Annotated in this window: 20 protein-coding genes; 10 read left to right on the top strand and 10 right to left on the bottom strand. The window is 68.3% G+C overall.

What is annotated here, in order from left to right:
- Nucleotides 1–120: 120 nt before the first annotated feature.
- Entirely contained in the window at nucleotides 121–1,494 is a 1,374-nt protein-coding gene (locus ACLIVD_RS15780) for an RNA polymerase sigma factor (RefSeq protein ID WP_105414588.1), read from the top strand.
- A 62-nt stretch (nucleotides 1,495–1,556) separates the two neighbouring features.
- On the opposite strand, the gene ACLIVD_RS15775 is transcribed toward ACLIVD_RS15780, so the two are convergent.
- Genes ACLIVD_RS15775 through ACLIVD_RS15765 form a run of 3 tightly spaced genes read right to left on the bottom strand, consistent with a single transcriptional unit; the run spans nucleotide 1,557 to nucleotide 3,620 of the window.
- Complete coding sequence (locus ACLIVD_RS15775; protein WP_005261095.1) at nucleotides 1,557–2,729, bottom strand: cation:proton antiporter; 1,173 nt, start codon at nucleotides 2,727–2,729, stop codon at nucleotides 1,557–1,559.
- Nucleotides 2,730–2,736: 7 nt separating this feature from the next.
- The gene (locus ACLIVD_RS15770) at nucleotides 2,737–3,219 is read right to left on the bottom strand and encodes a cation:proton antiporter regulatory subunit (protein WP_005240833.1); all 483 of its coding nucleotides are present in this window, start codon (nucleotides 3,217–3,219) and stop codon (nucleotides 2,737–2,739) included.
- A gap of 47 nt (nucleotides 3,220–3,266) precedes the next feature.
- A complete protein-coding gene (locus tag ACLIVD_RS15765; RefSeq protein WP_283331911.1) occupies nucleotides 3,267–3,620 on the bottom strand; it encodes a DUF952 domain-containing protein in 354 nt (117 codons plus the stop codon).
- A 260-nt stretch (nucleotides 3,621–3,880) separates the two neighbouring features.
- Between ACLIVD_RS15765 and ACLIVD_RS15760 the strand changes: the two genes are divergently transcribed.
- A complete protein-coding gene (locus ACLIVD_RS15760) occupies nucleotides 3,881–4,075 on the top strand; it encodes a DUF7455 domain-containing protein (RefSeq protein WP_005240831.1) in 195 nt (64 codons plus the stop codon).
- A gap of 107 nt (nucleotides 4,076–4,182) precedes the next feature.
- Here the strand turns inward: ACLIVD_RS15760 and ACLIVD_RS15755 are convergent, their stop codons facing one another.
- Nucleotides 4,183–5,943 (bottom strand): DEAD/DEAH box helicase, encoded by a 1,761-nt coding sequence (locus ACLIVD_RS15755; protein ID WP_009480072.1) that lies wholly within the window; start codon nucleotides 5,941–5,943, stop codon nucleotides 4,183–4,185.
- 255 nt (nucleotides 5,944–6,198) lie between these two features.
- Between ACLIVD_RS15755 and ACLIVD_RS15750 the strand changes: the two genes are divergently transcribed.
- Nucleotides 6,199–7,371, top strand: a complete 1,173-nt coding sequence (locus tag ACLIVD_RS15750; RefSeq protein ID WP_283331912.1) for a YihY/virulence factor BrkB family protein — start codon at nucleotides 6,199–6,201, stop codon at nucleotides 7,369–7,371.
- On the opposite strand, the gene ACLIVD_RS15745 is transcribed toward ACLIVD_RS15750, so the two are convergent.
- Nucleotides 7,344–7,580: a DUF3039 domain-containing protein gene (locus ACLIVD_RS15745; protein ID WP_005240826.1), complete on the bottom strand. Its 237-nt coding sequence runs from the start codon at nucleotides 7,578–7,580 to the stop codon at nucleotides 7,344–7,346. The genes ACLIVD_RS15750 and ACLIVD_RS15745 overlap by 28 nt on opposite strands.
- Before the next feature lie 77 nt (nucleotides 7,581–7,657).
- On the opposite strand from ACLIVD_RS15745, the gene ACLIVD_RS15740 reads away from it, so the two are divergent.
- The 3 genes from ACLIVD_RS15740 (at nucleotide 7,658) to ACLIVD_RS15730 (ending at nucleotide 10,664) form a co-directional block, all read left to right on the top strand.
- Nucleotides 7,658–8,017 (top strand): DUF3099 domain-containing protein, encoded by a 360-nt coding sequence (locus tag ACLIVD_RS15740; protein WP_009480070.1) that lies wholly within the window; start codon nucleotides 7,658–7,660, stop codon nucleotides 8,015–8,017.
- Nucleotides 8,018–8,047: 30 nt separating this feature from the next.
- Nucleotides 8,048–9,526 carry a DUF7782 domain-containing protein gene (locus ACLIVD_RS15735; RefSeq protein WP_283331913.1) on the top strand — a complete coding sequence of 493 codons (1,479 nt, stop codon included), beginning with the start codon at nucleotides 8,048–8,050 and terminating at the stop codon, nucleotides 9,524–9,526.
- A gap of 166 nt (nucleotides 9,527–9,692) precedes the next feature.
- Nucleotides 9,693–10,664 (top strand): sigma-70 family RNA polymerase sigma factor, encoded by a 972-nt coding sequence (locus ACLIVD_RS15730; protein WP_005261102.1) that lies wholly within the window; start codon nucleotides 9,693–9,695, stop codon nucleotides 10,662–10,664.
- An 87-nt stretch (nucleotides 10,665–10,751) separates the two neighbouring features.
- Here ACLIVD_RS15730 and ACLIVD_RS15725 read toward each other — a convergent pair whose 3' ends face one another.
- Both ACLIVD_RS15725 and ACLIVD_RS15720 read right to left on the bottom strand, forming a co-directional pair.
- A complete protein-coding gene (locus tag ACLIVD_RS15725; RefSeq protein WP_280783308.1) occupies nucleotides 10,752–13,514 on the bottom strand; it encodes a bifunctional acetate--CoA ligase family protein/GNAT family N-acetyltransferase in 2,763 nt (920 codons plus the stop codon).
- Entirely contained in the window at nucleotides 13,507–14,778 is a 1,272-nt protein-coding gene (locus ACLIVD_RS15720; RefSeq protein ID WP_280783307.1) for an acetoin utilization protein AcuC, read from the bottom strand. The genes ACLIVD_RS15725 and ACLIVD_RS15720 overlap by 8 nt, the downstream gene beginning before the upstream one ends.
- 134 nt (nucleotides 14,779–14,912) lie before the next feature.
- Here ACLIVD_RS15720 and ACLIVD_RS15715 point away from each other — a divergent pair, with 134 nt between their 5' ends.
- The gene (locus tag ACLIVD_RS15715; protein WP_005240804.1) at nucleotides 14,913–15,605 is read left to right on the top strand and encodes an iron-dependent transcriptional repressor DtxR; all 693 of its coding nucleotides are present in this window, start codon (nucleotides 14,913–14,915) and stop codon (nucleotides 15,603–15,605) included.
- Nucleotides 15,606–15,608: 3 nt separating this feature from the next.
- Nucleotides 15,609–16,601 (top strand): UDP-glucose 4-epimerase GalE, encoded by a 993-nt coding sequence (gene galE / locus ACLIVD_RS15710; protein ID WP_005261105.1) that lies wholly within the window; start codon nucleotides 15,609–15,611, stop codon nucleotides 16,599–16,601.
- 19 nt (nucleotides 16,602–16,620) lie between these two features.
- Here the strand turns inward: galE and ACLIVD_RS15705 are convergent, their stop codons facing one another.
- From ACLIVD_RS15705 to ACLIVD_RS15695, 3 genes are all read right to left on the bottom strand, one after another.
- A complete protein-coding gene (locus ACLIVD_RS15705) occupies nucleotides 16,621–17,760 on the bottom strand; it encodes a DUF4192 domain-containing protein (RefSeq protein WP_283331914.1) in 1,140 nt (379 codons plus the stop codon).
- A gap of 159 nt (nucleotides 17,761–17,919) precedes the next feature.
- The gene (locus ACLIVD_RS15700) at nucleotides 17,920–18,585 is read right to left on the bottom strand and encodes a DUF5642 family protein (protein WP_283331970.1); all 666 of its coding nucleotides are present in this window, start codon (nucleotides 18,583–18,585) and stop codon (nucleotides 17,920–17,922) included.
- Between the two features lie 142 nt (nucleotides 18,586–18,727).
- A complete protein-coding gene (locus ACLIVD_RS15695) occupies nucleotides 18,728–19,354 on the bottom strand; it encodes an MBL fold metallo-hydrolase (RefSeq protein ID WP_283331915.1) in 627 nt (208 codons plus the stop codon).
- Nucleotides 19,355–19,639: 285 nt separating this feature from the next.
- Between ACLIVD_RS15695 and ACLIVD_RS15690 the strand changes: the two genes are divergently transcribed.
- Together ACLIVD_RS15690 and ACLIVD_RS15685 are read left to right on the top strand one after the other, a co-directional pair.
- A complete protein-coding gene (locus ACLIVD_RS15690) occupies nucleotides 19,640–20,608 on the top strand; it encodes a proteasome assembly chaperone family protein (RefSeq protein ID WP_105414577.1) in 969 nt (322 codons plus the stop codon).
- 144 nt (nucleotides 20,609–20,752) lie between these two features.
- The gene (locus ACLIVD_RS15685; protein ID WP_005240793.1) at nucleotides 20,753–21,790 is read left to right on the top strand and encodes an alpha/beta fold hydrolase; all 1,038 of its coding nucleotides are present in this window, start codon (nucleotides 20,753–20,755) and stop codon (nucleotides 21,788–21,790) included.
- The last annotated feature ends 26 nt before the right edge of the window (nucleotides 21,791–21,816 follow it).

The following is a 21,816-nucleotide window of genomic DNA, read 5'->3' as shown; positions in this document are numbered from 1 at the left end:
TAATTCGGATGGGTCGTTACAATGGAAGAGCCCGGCTGCGCGCCGGCGAAACCAGTAGACCTCTCCGCCGGATGACCACTCTGGCGTGACGCCGCACGACACCGTCACGAAAGGGCGTACGTGGCAGCCACCGATACACGTCAGACTGCTGATTCGACTTCGGAGTCAGGACCGGAAGCACCAGTCGGAGCGGCAGCCACCGGCACCGCTCCGGCAGCCGAGGAAGCTCCCGCGAAGAAGCCGGCGGCCAAGAAGGCTCCCGCCAAGAAGGCAGCAGCGAAGAAGGCCCCCGCCAAGAAGGCGGCGGCCAAGAAGGCGGGCGGCAAGAAGGCCACGGCCGGTAAGGGTGCGGACGGCGAAGACCTCGACGAAGACTCCGCCGACATGGAGGACATCGACATCACCGAGGGCGATCTCGCCGAGGTCGAGTCCGATGTCGTCGAGGTCGTCGCAGTCGGCGAGGACGAGGAGACCGAGGAGCCGTCCGAGAAGGACAAGGCCTCCGGCGACTTCGTGTGGGACGAGGAGGAGTCCGAAGCGCTCCGCCAGGCCCGCAAGGACGCCGAACTGACCGCGTCCGCCGACTCGGTCCGTGCCTACCTCAAGCAGATCGGCAAGGTCGCCCTCCTCAACGCCGAAGAGGAGGTCGAGCTCGCCAAGCGGATCGAGGCCGGGCTCTACGCGACCCAGATCATGCAGGAACTGTCCGATTCCGGCGAGAAGCTCCCCGCCGCCCAGCGCCGGGACATGAGCTGGATCTGCCGCGACGGAAACCGCGCCAAGAACCACCTCCTCGAGGCGAACCTCCGCCTCGTCGTGTCGCTCGCCAAGCGCTACACCGGCCGCGGCATGGCCTTCCTCGACCTGATCCAGGAAGGCAACCTGGGCCTCATCCGTGCCGTCGAGAAGTTCGACTACACCAAGGGCTACAAGTTCTCGACCTACGCCACGTGGTGGATCCGTCAGGCCATCACCCGCGCGATGGCCGACCAGGCCCGCACCATCCGCATCCCGGTGCACATGGTCGAGGTCATCAACAAGCTCGGCCGCATCCAGCGTGAACTCCTGCAGGACCTGGGCCGTGAGCCCACTCCCGAAGAGCTCGCCAAGGAAATGGACATCACGCCCGAGAAGGTGCTGGAGATCCAGCAGTACGCTCGTGAGCCCATCTCCCTCGACCAGACGATCGGCGACGAGGGCGACAGCCAGCTCGGCGACTTCATCGAGGACTCCGAGGCCGTCGTCGCCGTCGACGCCGTGTCGTTCACCCTTCTGCAGGATCAGCTGCAGTCGGTGCTCGAGACGCTCTCCGAGCGTGAAGCGGGCGTCGTGCGCCTGCGCTTCGGCCTGACCGACGGTCAGCCCCGCACCCTCGACGAGATCGGGCAGGTCTACGGGGTGACGCGTGAGCGCATCCGTCAGATCGAGTCCAAGACCATGTCGAAGCTGCGCCACCCGTCCCGGTCGCAGGTGCTGCGCGACTACCTGGACTGACGAACACACCTCGATGCCCCCGGACTCCGAGCGAGTCCGGGGGCATCGTCGTCTGTGTCTCGCTACGCGCTGGTGCGGACCCGGATCCAGGCCCCTGCCACCGGTTCGACCACCCGTGCCGCCACCGGGCCGATGACGGCCATCAGGAGCACGTACGCGGTGGCGAGTGCCACGAGTTCGCTCTCCACCGCTCCGGCCGACAATGCCAGGCCTGCGATGACGATGGAGAACTCGCCGCGCGCGATCAGCGCGACCCCCGCCCGGGCCCGGCCCAGCCGCCCGACGCCCTGCTGTTTCGCCGCCCAGGCGCCGGTGACCATCTTCGTCAGCGCGGTGACCACGGCGAGCAGGACGGCCCAGCCGAGAACCGGTGGAATCGCCCGGGGGTCGGTGTTGAGTCCGAACACCACGAAGAACATCGCGGCGAACAGATCGCGGAGCGGTTCGAGGACGCGGCTCGCGTTGTGGGCGGTCGTACCGGAGATCGCGATCCCCAGCAGGAACGCCCCCACGGCGGCCGACACCTGCATCGCCGAACTGATCCCCGCGACGAGGAGCGCGGCGCCGAGCAGTTTCAGGAGCAGCGTCTCGCTGTCCGGGCTGTCCAGCAGGGCGGACACGTAGCGGCCGTACCGCAGTGCGATCACGAGGACGACCGAGATAACGACGAGGGAGATGCCCACCGCCTCGAGTCCACCGGCGAAACTGACGCCGGCGAGCAGCGCCGTCAGAATGGGCAGATACACGGCCATCGCGAGGTCCTCGAACACGAGAATCGAGAGCACGACCGGCGTTTCACGGTTACCGAGCCGACCCAGGTCGCTCAGCACCTTCGCGATGATGCCCGACGACGAGATGTAGGTGACGCCGGCCATCACAACCGCGCCGGTGGGTCCCCACCCCAGCATCAGTGCGACGACCGCTCCGGGCGCGGCATTGAGAACGGCGTCCACGACCCCGGCCATCCACGACCGTCGCAGCCCGGTGACGAGTTCCGACGCGGTGTATTCCAGCCCCAGCAGCAGCAGGAGGAGGACCACCCCGATCTCGGCCGCCAAGTGACTGAACTCGCTGATGTCGCCGAGGTTGACGAATCCGCCGCTGCCGAAGCAGAGTCCGCCGAGGAGATAGAACGGGATCGGCGACATGCCGAACTGAGCTGCCAGGCGGCCCAGCAATCCGAGCGCGAAGAACACCGCGCCCAGTTCGATGAGCGCGAGCGTGGTGGTGTTCACGGGAATGTCAGCCGTTGGCCAGGAGCTTGGCCGACGCGTCCAGTCCGTCTGTGGTTCCGACAGCGACCAGGAGGTCGCCCGAGGTGAGCAGGAAGTCGGGCTTCGGTGACGGGTACACCTGACCGGCCCGCATGACCGCGACGATCGAGACCCCGGTGCGGGTGCGCATCGCCGTGTCGCCGAGCGGACGGCCGTCGAACCGGGAGTCCTCCTTGATGTACAGCTGCTTGGTGCGGATTCCGGGCAGGTCCCGGTGCTCCTCCTCCAGCTGCGCCACCAGTTGCGGCGCCCCCAGCAGGTTGCTGAGGACTGCCGCCTCCTCGGTGGTGAGCGGCACCGACGCAGCGCACGCATCGGGATCGTCGGCCTTCGAGACGATCAGATCGGTGCGACCGTCGCGATGGGTGATGACACCGATGCGGCGACCGGCGGCGAGTTCGAAGTCCTTACGCACCCCGATACCCGGTAGTGGCGTCACTTCAACGTTCATGCCTCCACGGTAGACCGATCGGTGTGACCAACCGCGCAAGGCTCGCGTCAGTGCCGGGCCGGGAACGTTCCGTCGGCGTCGGGGCGGTAATCCTCGACCGCGGTGACCGCCGTGACGGGCAGCGTCCCGTACAGGTGTGGGAACAGCATCGACGCCGGATCGGCCGGCACGCCCGGCTCCCACTTCACCGGCGCACCGAGCGCGGCGGGGTCGAGCCTCAGCAGGACGAGGTCCGTACGCCCGGCGAACAACCTGTTGGCGGGCAGATGCACCTGGGCCGGCGTCGAGAGGTGCACGAAACCGTCCGCGGCGAACGTCGCGGGCACTCGACTGCCTTCGCGTTCCGCGGTGCGCCATTCCCCGCGGCTGCAGATGTGGACCAGCTGGTCTTCGGATTTCACACGGTGAGACTAGCGTCACGCCCGAAAACGAATCAGCTGTCAGCGAACTCGGACCGCGCGGTCTGTTCACATCTGCGCTCGTCACGTCCCTGACTGGGCGTTTCCGGGGGGTTTCGTGTGTGATGCAACACTGAGAAACGCCGACGGGAACAACGCGTAAACCCCAAACGTCTGACAGAGTAGATCCACCGCGCCACCCCCGACGCGGCGGACCAAGGCCCCAGGCACTCGGCATCAGTCGAAGCCAGTACGGAGGAGTCATGCCCGGAACACTGACCAGCCCCCCGTTGACCGCAGCCGACCGGTGCGACCGGTGCGGTGCGGGAGCCCGCGTTCGCGCGGTTCTTCCGACCGGAGGAGAGTTGCTCTTCTGCGGTCACCACGCCAACGAGCACGCAGACCGCCTTCGCGAGATGAACGCCACGATCGTGTCCGAAGCCGAAGCTGCAATCTGATACGTCAGCCCGGGTGACCCGTCCCAGGCTCACCTCTTCAGCACAGAGACCGGCGAGTGCGATGCACTCGCCGGTCTCTTCACGTTCGCGTCACCGAGTGACGGCGGTCACCACTGTCGCAGGGTCGAGATCCGCTCGGTGAGCTGCTCGACGGTGGCGATCGCCGTGGGCGGTCCCCCGCAGACGCGGCGCAGTTCGCCGTGGATGGTGCCGTGCGGCTTGCCCGTCCTGTGGTGGTGCATCGCGACGAGACTGTTCAGTTCCCGGCGCAGCTGCGCGAGCTGTCCGGCGGCAGCCACCCGGTCCGCGACCTGGGGCACGGGCGTGTGCACGGGCGCGGGTGCCGGCTCCGCCTTGTCCAGCTGCTCCGACTGACGCTGACGCAGCAGCGCGCGCATCTGATCGGCGTCAAGCAGCCCGGGCAGACCCAGGTAGTCGGCCTCCTCGTCCGAACCCGAGAACGTGGCCGTCCCGAAGGACGAACCGTCGTAGATCACCTGATCGAGCTCAGCGTCCGCGCCGAGCGAGGTGAACGCCTTCTCCTCCTCGCCGAGCTCGTCCTTCTGCTTGTTCGCGTCGGCGAGAAGATCGTCATCGAAGCCGTCCTTCTCCCGGTGCGGCTTGCCGAGCACGTGGTCGCGCTGCGCCTCGAGCTGGCTGGCCAGATCGAGCAGCACCGGAACCGACGGGAGGAACACGCTCGCGGTCTCGCCCTTGCGGCGGGACCGCACGAAACGCCCGATCGCCTGCGCGAAATAGAGCGGGGTGGACGCACTGGTGGCGTACACACCGACGGCCAGGCGGGGAACGTCGACGCCTTCCGACACCATGCGGACGGCGACCATCCACTTCTGGGTGCTCGCCCCGAACTCGGCGATCCGCTTGGACGCCGTCGGGTCGTCGGAGAGCACCACGACCGGGTCTTCCCCGGTGACCGCCTTCAGGGTCTGCGCGTACGCGCGGGCCACGGTCTGGTCGGTGGCGATGACCAGACCTCCGGCGTCGGGCATGCCGCCCGTGCGCAGCTGGCCGAGCCGGGTGTCTGCGGCGTGCAGGACCGCGGGAATCCAGTCGCCCGACGGATCCAGGGCCGTTCGCCACGCCCGGGCCGTCTGTTCCGCGCTGAGCGGCTCACCGAGTCGCGCGGAGAACTCCTCGCCCGCGTTGTTCCTCCAGCGTGCCTCGCCGGAGTACGCGAGAAACACGACGGGCCGGACGACGCCGTCGGCGAGGGCGTCCGAGTACCCGTAGGAGTGATCCGCCTTCGAGCGCATCAGACCCTCGCGATCGGGCTCGTACGTCACGAACGGGATCGCACTGTCGTCGCTGCGGAACGGCGTACCGGTCAGGGCGAGGCGGCGGGTGGCGTCACCGAACGCCTCCCGGATGGCGTCACCCCAGCTCTTCGCGTCACCACCGTGGTGGATCTCGTCGAGGATGACCAGCGTGCGGCGGCTCTCGGTACGGACCCGGTGTTTGAACGGGTGCGAGGCGACCTGCGCGTACGTCACCACGACACCCTGGTAGTCGCTGGACGTCTGCCCGGTCGAGTTCGAGAAGTACGAGTCCAGCGCGATGCCGTTGCGCGCGGCGGACTCGGCCCACTGGTGCTTGAGGTGCTCGGTCGGCGCGACCACGGTCACCTGATCGACGGTGCGATCGCGCAGCAACTCCGACGCGACCCGCAGCGCGAACGTGGTCTTACCGGCGCCCGGCGTCGCGACCGCTAGGAAGTCCTGCGGTCCGGTGGACAGATACTTCGTCAGCGCACGACGCTGCCAGGCACGCAGGGATCCTGCGGGTCTGGCCGGTTCCGTCTGTGCGAGGTAGGCCTCGGTGCCCACGATCTGCGCGGCCTCGGTTTCCACTCTCGGCGCCGACTGGGAGCCCACTGTCTCAGCACTCACGGGCTGCCCTCCGCTGGCATGGCACTGTTTGCTCGCACTCCTCGGTATTCGATCGACATGTCCGGGTCCACACCCGAAGGCGCTGTCCGTCAAGGAGCCTAGCGTCCGGATCCGACGCGAACCGCATTCGCGACATCCGATAGTGACAGATTTGTCGCGACACGAGGACAGCAGCGGTGGGCAACCGGGCGTGTCGTCAGGGATGCTGGAAACATCATGACCGAAACACCCTCGACAACGCCGCAGAGTGGCGGTGACCCACCCCGGTCCGGGTGGCATCCGCTACGTCGCACACTGAGCGTGATCGGTCGCACAGCGAGCAAGGCCTGGGACGATTCCATCTTCGGAAAGGCGGCCACGGCGGCGTTCTGGCAGACGCTGTCGCTGCCCCCGCTCCTGCTGGGGCTCCTCGGAATGCTCGGCTACGTCGGCGGCTGGTTCGGGCCCGACACCGTCGACATCATCCAGTCGAAGATCATCAACTTCAGCGGGACGGTGTTCAGCGACAGCGTCGTCGAACAGATCATCCGCCCGACGGTCGGCGACGTACTCGAACGCGGACGTCCCGAGATCGTGTCACTGAGCTTCCTGCTGTCCCTGTGGGCCGGCTCGTCCGCCATTTCCACGTTCGTGGACTCGATCGTCGAGGCCCACGGCCAGCAGGAGGCGCGGCACCCGGTGTGGCAGCGCGTGTTCGCGTTGCTGCTCTACGTGATGTTCCTGATCCTCGCCGTCTTCACCCTGCCGCTGGTCGCGCTGGGTCCGACGCTCGTCGGCAGGGTGCTCCCGGAGGCGTGGCGCACGATCGGGACGGAGATCGTCGACACGTTCTACTACCCCGGCGTGGGTCTGTTGCTCATCGTCGGCCTGACGACGCTGTACAAGGTGGCGCTCCCCCGGTCGCTGCCCTGGCACCGGCTGCTCGGCGGCGCGCTCGTCGCGGGGGTGTTCTTCCTCGGAGCGAGCACCTGCCTGCGCCGCTACCTCTCCTGGGTGGCCGGAACCGGGTACACATACGGGGCGCTGGCCACGCCGATCGCGTTCCTGCTGTTCACGTTCTTCCTGGGGTTCGCGGTGGTGCTCGGTGCCGAGTTCAACGCCACCGTCCAGGAGTTCTGGCCCGCCCGCGCGACGCGCATCGACCAGATGCGGGATTGGATCGCCGCACAGGCCGAGAGTTCGCCGTCGACGGGTCCGGTGACCAGCCTCACACGTCGCATCGCCACCGGTCCGATCAAGGTCGTCGGCGACCGGGCCCGTCCGGATGAGGCCGAGCCGGAGCCCGGGAACGACGACGAGCCCGACGGCCCGGTACGAGAATCCCCCGAGCCACCGGGTGTGCGACGAGCGCCGGTGAAGCCTCAGTCGCCCTTGCGTAATCCTTCGTAGATCTTCTTGCAGTCGGGGCAGACCGGCGATCCCGGTTTCGCGGACTTCGTCACCGGAAACACTTCGCCGCACAACGCGACGACGTGAGTGCCCATGACGGCGCTCTCCGCGATCTTGTTCTTCTTGACGTAGTGGAAGAATTTGGGAGTGTCGTCATCGGTCGACTCGTCGGTGGTGACGTCGGGCCGTTCCTTGGTTTGAGTGCTCACCCCTCAATAATGCCGCAACCGGCCGACGAACCCACCCCCTGTGTGCATTTGCCGCCCGACAGTGGAACAGTGGAGTCATGGCACGAAGTGCAGGGTTCGGTGGGTCCCACGACGCCGGCTCCCCGAGCAATCCGGTTCTCATCACCGAGGCGGCGCGATCCATCGAGGATCAACATCGCGCCCGTGTCCGCAAGTACCTGCTCATCATGTCCTTCCGGTTCCCCGCGCTGATCTTCGCGGCGGTGGCGTACGGCATCTGGGAGAACCCGTGGATCTCGATGGCGATCATCGGTGTGTCGATCCCGCTGCCGTGGATCGCGGTTCTCATCGCCAACGACCGCCCGCCGCGCAGCAAGGACGAGCCCAGCCGGTACGACCACCGCGAGTCGCCGTCCACCGCCCTGCCCGCGCCGCCGCACCACACGATCGAGGGCTGACGCAGTCGGGCGTGCTGCAACAATGCACGGGTGAACCGTGACGAGCTGCTGTCGATCTGCCCCTCTCTGCGTGAGGCCCTCCGCCGCAACCGGTACGACACGGACACCCTGCTCGATGCGCTGGGCCCCGAGGTCCATGCGGCGTTGAGCCGCAACGAGCCGGTCCCGGTGCGCCGCGCCAGCGCCGGCTGCGGCGAACTCGGCAGCCTGATCCGCCTGTTCCTGCTCACCGACGACTGTCCCGTCGGCGAGGTGGCCGCGGCGCTCTCCCCGCTCCCGGTCGAGGATGCTGTGGCAGCAGGCCTGCTCGAATCCGACGGCGACGTCGTCCGCGCGGCCCTCGACCTCCGTCCGATGGACATCGGCGGGGGCAACCGCTGGGTGCTCTCCGACCTCGACGGCTCCCTCCGCCCCCGCGAGACTCCCGTCGACCATGTCATCGGCGTCGGACACGCGTCGCTGTCGCTGCTGCAGGCCACCCCGACCGCGCCGGTCGGGACACTGCTCGACGTCGGGACCGGCTGCGGCATCCAGGCCCTGCACGGCACGTCCTACGCCGACTCGGTCACGGCCACGGACCTGAATGTCCGTGCCGTCGAACTGGCGGCAGTCACCGCGGCGCTCAACGAGGAGCAGGTGGAACTGCTCGCCGGCTCGTGGTTCGAGCCGGTCGAGGGCCGCACGTTCGATCAGGTGGTGGCAAATCCGCCGTTCGTCGTCAGCCGCGCCCGGGTGGGTCACACCTACCGCGACTCCGGACTCGACCTCGACGGCGCGAGTGAACTGATGATCTCCCGCGTGGCGGACTACCTCGCGCCCGGCGGCACGGCGGCGCTGCTGGCGTCGTGGATCCACGTCGAGGGCGAGGACTGGCGGGCCCGGGTGGCCTCCTGGCTTCCCGCCCACGGGATCGACGCGTGGGTGGTTCAGCGGGATGTCGCGGACCCGGCCCTGTACGTCGGCACCTGGATGCGGGACGGCGGCCTCGACACCCGGGACCCGGCCACCGCGACTATTGCCGAGGACTGGCTGGATCACCTCGCGAGCGCGAACGTCGAGGGGGTCGGCTTCGGGTTCGTCTACCTGCGCCGGACCGACGCACCCACCGATCTGATGGCGGAGGATCTCACCCACGGCTTCAGCGACCCCTTGGGCGCGGAGGCGCTCGCGTACTTCGAGCGGGTGGCGTGGCTGCGCGAGCACGACGTGCTCACCGCACGTTTCCGCGTGGAGGAGAGCACCGCCCTGGAGCGGGTGTTCCTGCCCGGCGACGAGGGATGGACCCAGGTGGTCGCCCGGTTGCACCGCGGGAACGGCCCGGCGTGGCAGCACGAGATCGACGATCTCGTCGCGTCGCTCGTCGCGGGCATGCGCGGTGACGGCCTCGTGCTGGGCGAACTGATCGAGCTTCTCGCCGCCGCCCACGGCGTCGACGCCGAGGACCTCGCGCAGTCGGCCGTGCCACTCGTGCACGCCCTCGTCCGGCACGGACTCGTGCTTCCCGCGTAGCCGTCGGGTTCCCGATCCGTCCCCCTTATACGTGTTCTCAGCAACTTCTCAGGACCGAATCGAGGAACCCGCAGGTCACAGCCTCTTCGCAAATTACCGGCCGGGAACTTTCCCAGGCCTTCGGTGCGTTGATCCATATGAGACACCACCGATGAGGAGGCAAGTCATGACAAGCCCCAGCACCACTACTCGCATTCGCCCCAGCGCTGCCGATCTGGACGCCCAGAGCCCCGCTGCCGACCTGGTCCGCGTCTACCTGAACGGAATCGGCCGCACGGCTCTGCTGACGGCCGCAGACGAGGTAGAACTGTCCAAGCGAATCGAGGCTGGGCTGTACGCCGCGCACATCCTGGAGACCGGGAAGCGACTCTCCCCCGCCAAGAAGCGCGACCTCGCGACGGTCGTCCGTGAAGGACAGTCCGCCCGAGCGCACCTCCTCGAGGCCAACCTGCGGCTCGTCGTCTCGCTCGCGAAGCGGTACACCGGACGCGGAATGCCGCTGCTGGACCTCATCCAGGAGGGCAACCTGGGTCTGATCCGCGCGATGGAGAAGTTCGACTACGCGAAGGGGTTCAAGTTCTCGACGTATGCCACCTGGTGGATTCGTCAGGCGATCACCCGCGGCATGGCCGACCAGAGCCGGACGATCCGGCTCCCAGTGCACCTCGTCGAGCAGGTCAACAAGCTGGCCCGTATCAAGCGTGAGCTGCATCAGCAGCTCGGGCGTGAGGCGACGGACGACGAGCTGGCCGAGGAGTCGGGCATCCCGGCGCACAAGATCGCGGATCTCCTCGACCACAGCCGCGACCCGGTGAGCCTCGACATGCCGGTCGGTAACGACGAGGAAGCTCCCCTGGGCGACTTCATCGAGGATTCCGAGGCCACGTCGGCGGAGAACGCCGTGATCGCGGGTCTCCTGCACAGCGACGTGCGCAGCGTGCTGGCCACCCTCGACGAGCGTGAGCAGCAGGTCATCCGCCTCCGTTACGGTCTGGACGACGGTCAGCCGCGCACTCTCGACCAGATCGGCAAGCTCTTCGGGCTCTCCCGTGAGCGTGTCCGTCAGATCGAGCGCGAAGTGATGGGCAAGCTGCGTCAGGGCGACCGCGCCGAGCGGTTGCGCTCCTACGCCAGCTGACGAGAGTCTCCCACCCGGTATCAGCGCCGGTGCCGGTCGTACGCGACCGGCACCGGCGTTGCGCTGTCTGCGGGACCGGGTGACCGGTCAGCGCAGGCGGCGGGGGCCGAGGTCGGCGACGCTGGGTTCCGGGCCGATCCGCACGCGCGAATCGGTGATCTGCGCGCCTTCGGCCGACGCGAGCACGGGTTCGCAGGCCAGTTCCCGTACCTCCGGGAGGTCGTCGGCGAGGGCGGAGATCCGCTGCACGAGGTCGACGAGAGCCGATTTGTTCACCGGTACCGCACTCCGGTAGCCGGACAGCAGCGGCGCCGCTTTCGGTGCGTCGATCAGTTCCGTTGCGGCGTCTTCGGTGAGGGGCAGCACCCGGTAGGCGCGGTCGCCGAGGAGGTCGGAGATCACGCCGGCAAGTCCGAACGAGATGAGCGAACCGAACGACGGGTCGTCCTGCACGCCCACCACACAGCCGATTCCCTTGGTAGCCATCCGCTGCACGTGGAGTAGCGGTTCACCGGACGCGGCGGCGAGGTCGCGGTAGGCCCAGCGCACCGAATCGGGTCCGACCAGATCGAGGCGGACGCCACCGAGGTCCGGCCGGTGCCGCCACTGCTCCCCCGTCGCCTTCACCGCGACCGGGTATCCCAACTCCTCGGCGGCCTGCACGGCCTCGTCTTCGGTGGTGGCGGAACGGAATTCCACGACGTTCACGCCGTAGCACGCGAGGAGTTGCGATGCCTCGAAGTCCGACAGCCAGCGTCCGGACGACGCCGCGAGCCAGCCGTCGATCATCGCTTTCGCCCGCTCCGGATCGATCCCGTTGGGGCGCACCACTTTCGAGGACGGTTTACTCTTCCACGCCGAGTACCGCCACGCGCGCGCCAGCGCCAGCGCCGCGCGCTCCGGACCGGGATAGGAGGGAACCGAACCGCGTGTCGGGTGCCCGTCCTCACCCCGGACCGCCAGGACGTCGGGCACACCCTCCGCCGCGAGGAACGTCGTGAGGACGGGCTTGTCGGCTTCCCGCACCGCCTCCCGCAGCGCCTGGGCATAGGGTTCGACCGGAACGGCGACCGGCGGGACGAACACGGCGATCACCGAATCGACGTCGAAGGACGTGAGCGCCGTCCGCACGGCCGCCGCGAACTCCTCGGGACCGGCCTGCGGACCGAGGTCGACGGGGTCGCCGACCTGCAGACCCTCACTGCGCGCCGCATCCGCGGCGAGCACACCGAGCGCGGTGGAGTTTCCGACCACGGCGAGCCGGGGGCCCGCGGGCAGCGGCTGATACCCGAACAGCAGCGCACAGTCGAACAGCTGGGAGATCGACCCGACCTGCACCACACCGGCCTGCTCGAAGAGGGCACGGACGATCGAATCGTCCATCTCGCCACCGCTGGCCGCCAATGCGGGCGGGACGGCGTGCCTGCCACTCTTGACCGCGACGATCGGCTTGTTCCGCGCCACCCGGCGCGCGATGCGCGAGAACTTGCGGGGATTGCCGAAGCTCTCCAGATACAGCAGCACCACCTCGGTGGCCGGATCCGAATCCCAGTACTGCAGGAGGTCGTTACCGGAGACGTCGGCGCGGTTGCCCGCGGAGACGAAGGCGGACAATCCGATGCGGCTCCGTGCGGCCTCGTCGAGGATGGCGATGCCGAGTGCGCCGGACTGGCAGAAGAATCCGACGTTACCGGGGCTCGGCAGCACCGGCGCGAGGGTGGCGTTCAACGAGACTTCGCTGTCGTTGTTGGCCACGCCGAGCGCGTTGGGCCCGATCAGCCGCATCCCGTGCGCGCGGGCGGCGTGGACGAGGCGACGTTCGGATTGCCGTCCGTCCATGCCGGTTTCACTGAATCCCGAAGACACGACGACGAGGGCCTTCACCCCCTTGACCAGGCAGTCGTCGAGGACGGCATTGATCGATTCAGCGGGTACCGCGACGACGGCGAGATCCACCTCGTCGGGGATGTCGCGGACCGACGGGTACGCGCGCACACCGTGGACCGAACGGTGCTCGGCGTTGACCGGATACACCGGGCCGGTGAATCCCGCCCGCAGCAGGTTGGTCAGCACGGCGTTGCCGACCTTCGCGCGGTCGGTGGACGCGCCGATCACCGCGACCGACCGTGGACTGAGCACGTTCCGCATGCTGCGCGCCTCGGCGGCCCGCTCGCGGGAATTGCGCACGGACACCATCGCTTCGGTGGGGTCGATCGCGAACTCGAGCTTGAGCACTCCGCCCTCGAAGCTGCGGCTCACCTGATAGCCCGCCTCACGGAAGACCGTCACCATGTTCCGGTTCTCCGCGAGGACCTCGGCGACGAACATGGTCAGGCCGTTCTCCGCGGCCGCCGCGGCGAGATGCTCGAGCAGAATGGGCCCGAGTCCGCGGCCCTGATGCGCGTCCGCGACGACGAACGCCACCTCGGCGGACTTGCCGTCCCCCTCACCGATGAGTCGCTCGTATCGGCCGACGGCGATGATCTCGTCCCCGAGCAGCACCACGAACGCCACCCGGTCGTGGTGATCGACCGTGGTGAAGTGAACGATGTCCCGTTGCGACATGGTCGGGTAGGGGCCGAAATACCGGAGATAGCGGGTGCGTTCGGAGAGCTTCGAGTGGAACGCGACGAGTTTGTCCGCGTCCTCGGGGACGATCGGCCGCAACGCCACTGCCCCGCCGTCCGCCGCGAGCACGTCGGCGACCCAGTGCCGCGGGTAGTTGTGCGCTGCGTCGGGGGTCCCCTTCGCCTCGGTCGTGACCGCCGCCCCGGCGCTACCCGACGTCTCGGCGCTGTTCGACGCCTCGGCGCCGCCGGTGGTCTCGCTGCCGTGCGTCGGCTCAGTCACGGGGATCCTCCGGGTCGAGTCCGAGTAGGGGGAAGCAGGCGCGGCGAGTGGCGATGACGGCCGAGTCGATCCGCGTCAGGGCGCGGTCGATCGACGGGACCCCGGTTTCCGGTGTGCCACCGGGACCGTCCCAGGGCAGGTAGTCGACCTCGCCGCCGTCGCCCATCGTGTCCGGCAGGTCCACGCTGGGCGCGAGCGCGTGCGCGCGTTCCTGCCAGGCCTCGGGTACGGCACGGCCCGTGTCGATCTCGCGGTCGAGCGCCGCGGCGATGAGGTGGGTCCACGCGCGCGGGACCACCCGGACGAGGCCGTAACCGCCGCCGCCGACGGCGAGCCAGCGTCCTTCGGCGTAGCGGTCGGCGAGATCGCGCATGGCGAGGAACGCGGCCCGCTGGCCGTCGACCGTCAGCGCCAGGTCGGCCAGCGGATCTTCGCGGTGGCTGTCGACACCGCACTGACTGATCACGATCTGTGGCCGGAACGACGCGAGGGCGCCCGGCACGACGGCGTGGAAACCGCGCAGCCACAACGCATCGACGGTCCCGGGGAGCACGGGGAGGTTGACGGCGGTGCCCTCCCCCGATCCCTCGCCGACCTCGCTCGACCATCCCGTGTTGGGCCAGAGCGTCGCCGGATGCTGGTGGAGCGAGATCGTGAGGACGCGTGGGTCGTGCGCGAACGCGTGCTGCACCCCGTCACCGTGGTGCGCGTCGACGTCGATGTAGGCGATCCGGTCGAACCCGTGGTCCAGCAGCCAGGAGATCGCAATGGCGACATCGTTGTACACACAGAAGCCGGAGGCCCAGTCGGGCATCGCGTGGTGCATGCCGCCGCCGATGCTCACGGCCCGGCGTGTGCGTCCCGCTGCGATCTCCTGCGCCGCGGCGAGGGAACCGCCCGCGAGGATCGCGCTCGCCTCGTGCATCTGGGGGAAGACCGGATTGTCCTCGGTGCCGAGCCCGTGCGGGGCGTCCGCACCGAGCACGCCCGACGTCGCCGAGTGCCCGGCCTGTTTGACTGCTTCGACGTACGCGGGAGTGTGGATCCGCAACAGATCCGCGTCCGAGGCGGCGGCGGGCCGCAACAGTTCGACGCCCTCCAGAATCCCGAGGCTGCGGGCGAGCGACATGGTCAGCTCGAGCCGGGTGGGATTCATCGGGTGGTCCGCACTCCACCGATAACTGAGATAGTCCGGACTCCACACGACTGCACGGTGCGATACCAGTGCAGCCGAATCCTCCCCGGAACTGAACGACGCGGTCATGAACTCACGCTACTGGTCCCCCGCGGAGGGTGCGAGCAGACCCCGGCACGACCGGCACCGACGCGCTGCGGGGACGGACGGCGCCGGTGGCGGGCAATCACCGGTAGAATCAACCGAGACGAAGGGGTGTGAGTGTGAAGGATCTGGTCGACACCACGGAGATGTACCTCCGGACGATCTATGACTTGGAAGAAGAGGGCGTCGTCCCACTTCGAGCACGTATTGCCGAACGACTCGAGCAGAGCGGTCCGACGGTCAGCCAGACCGTCGCCCGGATGGAGCGTGACGGTCTCCTCCTGGTCGCCGGTGACCGCCACCTGGAACTGACGGAGAAGGGCCGCGAACTCGCGGTGTCGGTGATGCGGAAGCACCGCCTCGCCGAACGACTGCTGGTCGATGTCATCGGCCTCAAATGGGAAGAGGTCCATGCGGAGGCGTGCCGGTGGGAGCACGTCATGAGCGAGGAAGTCGAGCGGCGCCTCGTAGAGGTGCTCAACAACCCCACTACCTCGCCGTACGGCAACCCGATTCCGGGGCTCGCGCTGCTCGGGCTGGACCGCCCGGTGGACGCCCCCGAGACGCTCATCCGGCTCACGGACGTGCCGCCCGGCAAGCCGACCGCTGTCGTCGTCCGGCGTCTCGCTGAGCACGTGCAGTCTGATCCGGACGTCATCGGACAGCTGCGCGAGGCGGGTGTCGTCCCGGACGCGCGCGTCACCGTCGAGACCAAGCCCGGTTCGGTCACCATCACGGTGCCCGGCCACAGCGGGTTCGATCTGTCCGAGGAGATGGCACACGCCGTCCAGGTGAAGCAGGTTCAGGGATAGTCGATGAAACTTCTGGTCACCGGCGGCGCCGGCTATGTCGGCAGCGTCTGCAGCACGGTCCTGCTCGAACGCGGGCACGAGGTCGTCATCATCGACGACCTGTCCACGGGTAACGCCGACGCGGTGCCGCTCGGTGCCGAGTTCGTCGAGGGCGACGTCGCGGAGGTGGTGTCGGACGTGCTCGGCACGAGCGGCACACCCCGCTTCGACGGCGTCCTGCACTTCGCGGCGCAGTCGCTCGTCGGCGAGTCCGTCCAGTACCCGGAGAAGTACTGGCGCGGCAACGTCGTCACCACGCTCGAACTTCTGGAGGCCATGCGGCATTCGGGGACGCGGAAACTCGTGTTCTCGTCGACCGCCGCGACCTACGGCGAGCCCGAGCACTCGCCGATCACGGAGGCCGATCCAACCCGTCCCACCAATCCGTACGGGGCGACGAAACTCGCGATCGACCATGCCATCACGTCGTATTCGGTGGCTCATTCGCTCGCGGCGACCAGCCTGCGGTACTTCAATGTCGCGGGAGCGTACAAGTCGGCCGGCGAGAACCGGGTCGTCGAAACGCATTTGATTCCTCTCGTGCTCCAGGTGGCGCTCGGTCAGCGGGAGAAGATCTCGATCTTCGGAACCGACTGGCCGACTCCGGACGGCACGGCGATCCGCGACTACATCCATGTGCTCGACCTCGCCGAGGCGCACGTGCTGGCACTGGAGTCGTCGATCGAGGGCAGGCACCGCATCTACAATCTCGGCAGCGGTGCGGGTTTCAGTGTGCGCGAAGTCATCTCGGCGTGCGCGCGGGTCACCGGGCTTCCCATCGCGGTCGAGGACGCACCGCGCCGGGCAGGCGATCCCGCCGTGCTGGTGGCGTCGAGTGATCGGGCGATCGCGGAACTCGGATGGCGGCCGGAGCACACCGACCTCGACGAGATCGTCGCCGACGCCTGGGCCTACCTGCAGGAGCTGGGCGACCGGTCGCACGCGGCACGTCGGTGACGCCGGCGCGGTCCGCGATTTAGCGGGGCAGCACGACACCGATCGCTTCGGCTCGCTCGTAACCGACGTCGGCCAGGCCCCGCACCTCGGTCGGCCGGAGTCCTGAGTGCAGTGCACCGTCGAGCAGGGTGGCCAGTACGTGCCCCGGCTCCGAGTCCAGTGCGGCGGCCAGCGCGATGCCGGCGAACGGCCCGTCGCCACGAAGATAAGCGCTGTATCCGAGCAGCGCCGCCGCGTTCGCGCGTTCCGGGTCCGGGAGGTTGCGGGCGAGGAGAATCCACAGTTGCTCCGCGTCGTCGGCGTACGGGCCGACGGCCAGAGCGAGCGCGCTGTCCCGGACGGTGACATTGTCCAGTGCGAGCGCGAGTTCCGCGTACTCCGGCGCGAGGAGCCGCTCCCCGGACGACACCCGCGCGACGTGCGTCAGCACCAGTTCGAGCTCGAGACGGTGACCACGCTCCGGCGTGGCCGACCGTCCAGCCAATTCCCTTCGCAGAAGCGATGATTGACGACCACGTTCGATGAGGGCGGCGATCTGCATCCGTTCGAGCACCGGGCCCACCTCGATCGTGGCTTCCAGTTCCTCGCGCGAAGAGCGGATGGCCCTGCCCTCGACGACCCGCGCGAGCGCGACCCGCGACGACGTCGGATCGGACTGGACTCCGCACCCACCGCCGCCGAGGAGGCTGAACCATTCGCGGCCGGCGGCGATCTCCGCCGTGACGAACACGTCGAGAAGTTCGGCCGACGTGAAGTCGAGGAGTTCCTCGAATTCCTCGACGATCGCGGACAGCTCGTCCAGGGAGATCGAGGCCGGGTCGGTGAAGCGGTCGTCGACGAGCACCAGGAGCACCCCGGTGGCCTGCTCCCTCTCGCAGACGGTGGCGAACTGACCCAATGCCGCGTACATCGGCGGGGTCGGCACGTCGCCGCCGCTGAGGACGAGGTCGTGTCTCATGACGGCTCCGACCGACGGGTTGCGCTCCCCGGACAGGCACACCGCCACGATCGACCGGGCAGGCCGGAATCCGAGCAGTGCGGGCACCGAGGCGAGAAGGTCGCCCGGGGCGGACAGCGTGACGGTGTGCTGGTGCGGGGGCGGTCCCCCGCCGGGATCGTCGGAGAATCCGGAACCGTGCGGGAATGCGGGTGTCGTCATGCACCAGACTCTGACGGGTCGACGCGACGGCGCGGGCGGGCGAACTGGGGAAACACAGAGGGCTGTGGATGGGCCGTCGGTTGTGGACAACCGGGTCGCCGCGCCGCACGGACGCGCCGAGCGACCGAGAAGTCGTCGGACCCCTGTGCTAGGGCGCGCTCAGCTGTTCTGCACCTTCTGCACCGCGGCGGTGAACAACTCGTCGAGCGCGACGGTATCGGCCTTCGCGTCGCCGAACGACATGAAGGTCGCAGACACCCGCACGTCGCCCACCTGCGCGATCAACGTGACCATCGACTGGGTGACCTTGTCGCTCCCGTTACCGGACTTGACAGTCCGCCGGAGCGCGAGGGTGTCGTCGGCCCGGACGGGAGGGGCAGGTGTGACCTCGGTGGTGACGGTGGACTCGGCCCCACTGTCCGTCACGGTGACCTCACCGCACTTCTTCGTCTGCGCCGCCAGTTCGTCGAGGAGCGTATCGGTTCTGGTGAGCTCGACCGAGATCGTCGAACGGCTCGCGTTGTCCGTGCCCACCGCCATGACGGTGCCGGTCGGTCCGTAGTCCTGCGCGGGCGGCGCGCAGTCCGCGGGGTCGACCACCGCGCCCTGCGGTACGCCCGTCAGGTCGGGTGCCGCCATCGACACGGCCTGGGCGGGCAGCACGATCGCCTCGTATCGGGCCGGGAAGTCGGCCGGATCCACCAGAAGCTTCGACAGTCCCTTGCCCGACGGCGACCCCGCCGCGATCGTCGTGCTCGGCTGCGCGTCACCGACGACCGTCGAGGAACATCCGGAGAGAATCGTCACCGCGGCCAGCGAGACCACCGGGACAACCATGGCCGTCCGTACCGCTGTGCGCCGAGACCTCACCGTCGACCTCCCGTGTCGGATGTGTGGTGCTCCCACCCCGGGGAGCCTTTTCCGCCACTCTGCCACGCCGGCGCGCCGACAGCGGGGAGGCTGCGGCTCAGCTGCCGCGGGCGATCCACTCCTCCAGGTGCGGGGATTCGGTCCCGATGGTGGTTCCGTCGCCGTGCCCGGTGCGGACCGTCGTCGACGGCGGCAACGCGAACAAACGGTCGCGGATGGACCCGATGATCGTCGGGAAGTCCGAGTAGGAGCGCCCGGTGGCTCCCGGACCGCCCGAGAACAGGGTGTCGCCACTGAACAACTCCCCCGCCTCCGGCAGAAACAGGCAGCAGGAGCCGGGCGAGTGGCCGGGCGTGTGGAGCACGCGGACGTCGGTCCCGGCCACGGCGATCTGCTGCCCGTCCTCGATCGGCGTGTAGGCGACGGCGGGGTGAGTCTGCCGCCACAACACGTCGTCGGCAGCATGGAGGTAGATCGGGGCGTCCAGCGCCGTGGACAGTTCGGGCGCCACGGTGACGTGGTCGTTGTGGCCGTGTGTGCAGACGATGGCCCTCACGTGCCTGCCGCCGACAGCCTCGACGATCGGGGCGGCGGTGTGGGCGGCGTCGATCACCACCACCTCGGTGTCGTCGCCGACGATCCACACATTGTTGTCGACGTCCCAGGTGCCCCCGTCGAGACTGAAGGTGCCGGAGGTGACCACCCGGTCGATGCGCACGCTCACGACGCGACCGCCGATCGTCGAACCCGGTCCGCACATCTTCGTACCCGTGCCGACATCGCGCACCTCCAGGATCTCGTCCGTCTGGGACCGTGCCGTTCCTCACATTGCCACAGACCGTGCGCGGGATCTCGCTGTGGGCGAACACCGGAACGCCGCAGGCGGGAATTATCGGTCGCCCACGCCGTGTTCCCCCAGAGCAGGACCTCCGAGAGCAAAGTCCGACGTATCGATGCCGGAGACGATAGGGGACACTGGAGGCCAGGCACGAAGGAGAAGAGGTCTGTAATGGACGAACAGTCGAAGATGTACGAGCTGGAGTTCCCGGCACCGCAGCTGTCCTCCGCGGACGGCCAGGGACCTGTACTGATCCACGGACTCGAGGGCTTCTCCGACGCAGGCCACGCCGTCAAACTCGCCACGACGCATCTCCGGGAGAGCCTGGAGAGCGAGCTGGTCGCCTCCTTCGCGGTCGACGAACTCGTCGATTACCGCTCACGGCGGCCCACCATGACGTTCAAGGCCGATCACTTCTCGGACTACGACCAGCCCGAGCTGAACCTGTATGCGCTGAAGGACACGGCGGGCACCCCGTTCCTGCTGCTGGCCGGCATGGAGCCCGACCTGCGCTGGGAGCGGTTCACCACGGCGGTCCGCCTGCTGGCCGAGCAGCTCGGTGTGCGCCGGACCGTGGGCATCAATGCCATTCCGATGGCCATCCCGCACACCCGCCCGCTCGGGGTGACCGCGCATTCCACCAACAAGGACCTGATCAAGGATCACCAGCGCTGGTCCGGCGAACTGCAGGTTCCCGGCAGCGCGTCCTCGCTGATCGAGTTGCGGATGGCGCAGCACGGGCACGAGTCGGTCGGGTTCTCGGTTCACGTCCCCCATTACCTGGCTCAGACGGACTATCCGGGCGCCGCCGAGACCCTCCTCGAGAATGTGAGTGACGTCACCGACCTGGACCTGCCGCTGGCCGCGCTCGGCGAGGCCGCCGCACGCGTCCGCGAACAGGTCGACGAGCACATCGCGGGTAACGAGGAGGTACAAACCGTCGTCCACGCCCTGGAACGCCAGTACGATGCGTACGTAACGGCTCAAGAACAGCAGTCCACGCTCCTGGCCAGCGAAGAAGACCTGCCGAGTGGTGACGAACTCGGTGCAGAATTCGAGCGTTTCCTCGCCGAACAGGCCCTGCAGGACGGCGAGGGCGGCGACTCCGACGAGGAGGGGGGATCACCGGGCGGGGCGTGACCGAGGAGCTGTTGTGCGGTCGCCACGCGGACACTGTGCGACCGCACGGTCCAGTTGTTCGGCCGAGAGCGGTGCAATAGCGTCGAGATGAAGCGGATGATTGAGCTGTCAACATTCGGGAGTGCACCTAGTTCAGGAGGCGACATGAGCGACACTCGCATTCGTAAGCTCAGGCCCGTTCCGAACGCCGAAACCCGCATGATGTTCCGCACGATCCACGGCTACCGCCGCGCGTTCCGCATGGCAGGCGAGGGTCCCGCACTTCTGCTGATCCACGGCATCGGCGACAACTCGTCCACCTGGACCGAAATTATCCCGCACCTCGCCAAAAACTACACCGTCATCGCCCCCGATCTGCTGGGCCACGGACGCTCCGACAAGCCGCGGGCCGATTACTCGGTCGCGGCGTACGCCAACGGCATGCGCGACCTGCTCTCCACCCTGGGCATCGACAAGGTCACCGTCGTCGGCCACTCCCTCGGCGGCGGTGTCGCGATGCAGTTCTCCTACCAGTTCCCGCAGATGGTCGACCGGCTCGTCCTGGTCTCGGCCGGCGGCGTCACCAAGGACGTTCACCCGCTGCTCCGGCTCGCGTCGGTTCCGGTGGTCAACGAGGCGCTGAAACTGCTGCGCATTCCCGGCGCCATGCCCACCGTGCGTCTGGTGGGCAACGTGTTGAGCCAGCTGAACGGAACGCGGTTGCGTCCCGGTGCGATGCTGCACGACACACCCGACCTGGTACGTGTGCTCGCGGAGCTGTACGACCCCACCGCCTACGAGGCGTATCTGCGCACCCTGCGCGCGGTCGTCGACTGGCGCGGCCAGGTCGTCACCATGCTCGACCGATGTTATCTGACCGAGAACCTCCCGGTGCAGCTCATCTGGGGCGATCAGGACGCCGTCATCCCGGTGAGCCACGCCCACCTCGCACACGCGGCGATGCCCGGATCACACCTCGAGATCTTCCGCGGCGCAGGCCATTTCCCGTTCCGCGACGACCCGATGCGGTTCCTGCGCACCATCGAGAAGTTCCTGTCCGTCACTCATCCCCTGCAGTTCGACGAAGCGAAGTGGCGGCAGATGCTCGTCACCGGCGTCGGTGAGAGCACCATCACCGGCAGCGCGTCCACCCGGATGGCGGTTCTGGACGCGATGGGATCGGACGAACGCAGCGCAACGTAGGCCCGGCAGCGGCGCACCGCGTTCCG

The organism is Rhodococcus sp. G6(2025) (assembly GCF_058628105.1).
The sequence above is the reverse complement of the archived record's forward strand: the minus strand, read 5'-3'. Positions and strand labels throughout refer to the sequence as shown.

Bases quoted from the DNA above. Each gene is read 5' to 3' on its own strand.
- ACLIVD_RS15685 (WP_005240793.1), top strand. From the start codon at position 20,753: ATGAGCGACACTCGCATTCGTAAGCTCAGGCCCGTTCCGAACGCCGAA.
- ACLIVD_RS15720 (WP_280783307.1), bottom strand. From the start codon at position 14,778: ATGACCGCGTCGTTCAGTTCCGGGGAGGATTCGGCTGCACTGGTATCG.
- ACLIVD_RS15750 (WP_283331912.1), top strand. From the start codon at position 6,199: ATGACCGAAACACCCTCGACAACGCCGCAGAGTGGCGGTGACCCACCC.
- ACLIVD_RS15730 (WP_005261102.1), top strand. From the start codon at position 9,693: ATGACAAGCCCCAGCACCACTACTCGCATTCGCCCCAGCGCTGCCGAT.
- ACLIVD_RS15760 (WP_005240831.1), top strand. From the start codon at position 3,881: ATGCCCGGAACACTGACCAGCCCCCCGTTGACCGCAGCCGACCGGTGC.
- ACLIVD_RS15690 (WP_105414577.1), top strand. From the start codon at position 19,640: ATGGACGAACAGTCGAAGATGTACGAGCTGGAGTTCCCGGCACCGCAG.
- galE (WP_005261105.1), top strand. From the start codon at position 15,609: ATGAAACTTCTGGTCACCGGCGGCGCCGGCTATGTCGGCAGCGTCTGC.
- ACLIVD_RS15740 (WP_009480070.1), top strand. From the start codon at position 7,658: ATGGCACGAAGTGCAGGGTTCGGTGGGTCCCACGACGCCGGCTCCCCG.
- ACLIVD_RS15705 (WP_283331914.1), bottom strand. From the start codon at position 17,760: ATGACGACACCCGCATTCCCGCACGGTTCCGGATTCTCCGACGATCCC.
- ACLIVD_RS15770 (WP_005240833.1), bottom strand. From the start codon at position 3,219: ATGAACGTTGAAGTGACGCCACTACCGGGTATCGGGGTGCGTAAGGAC.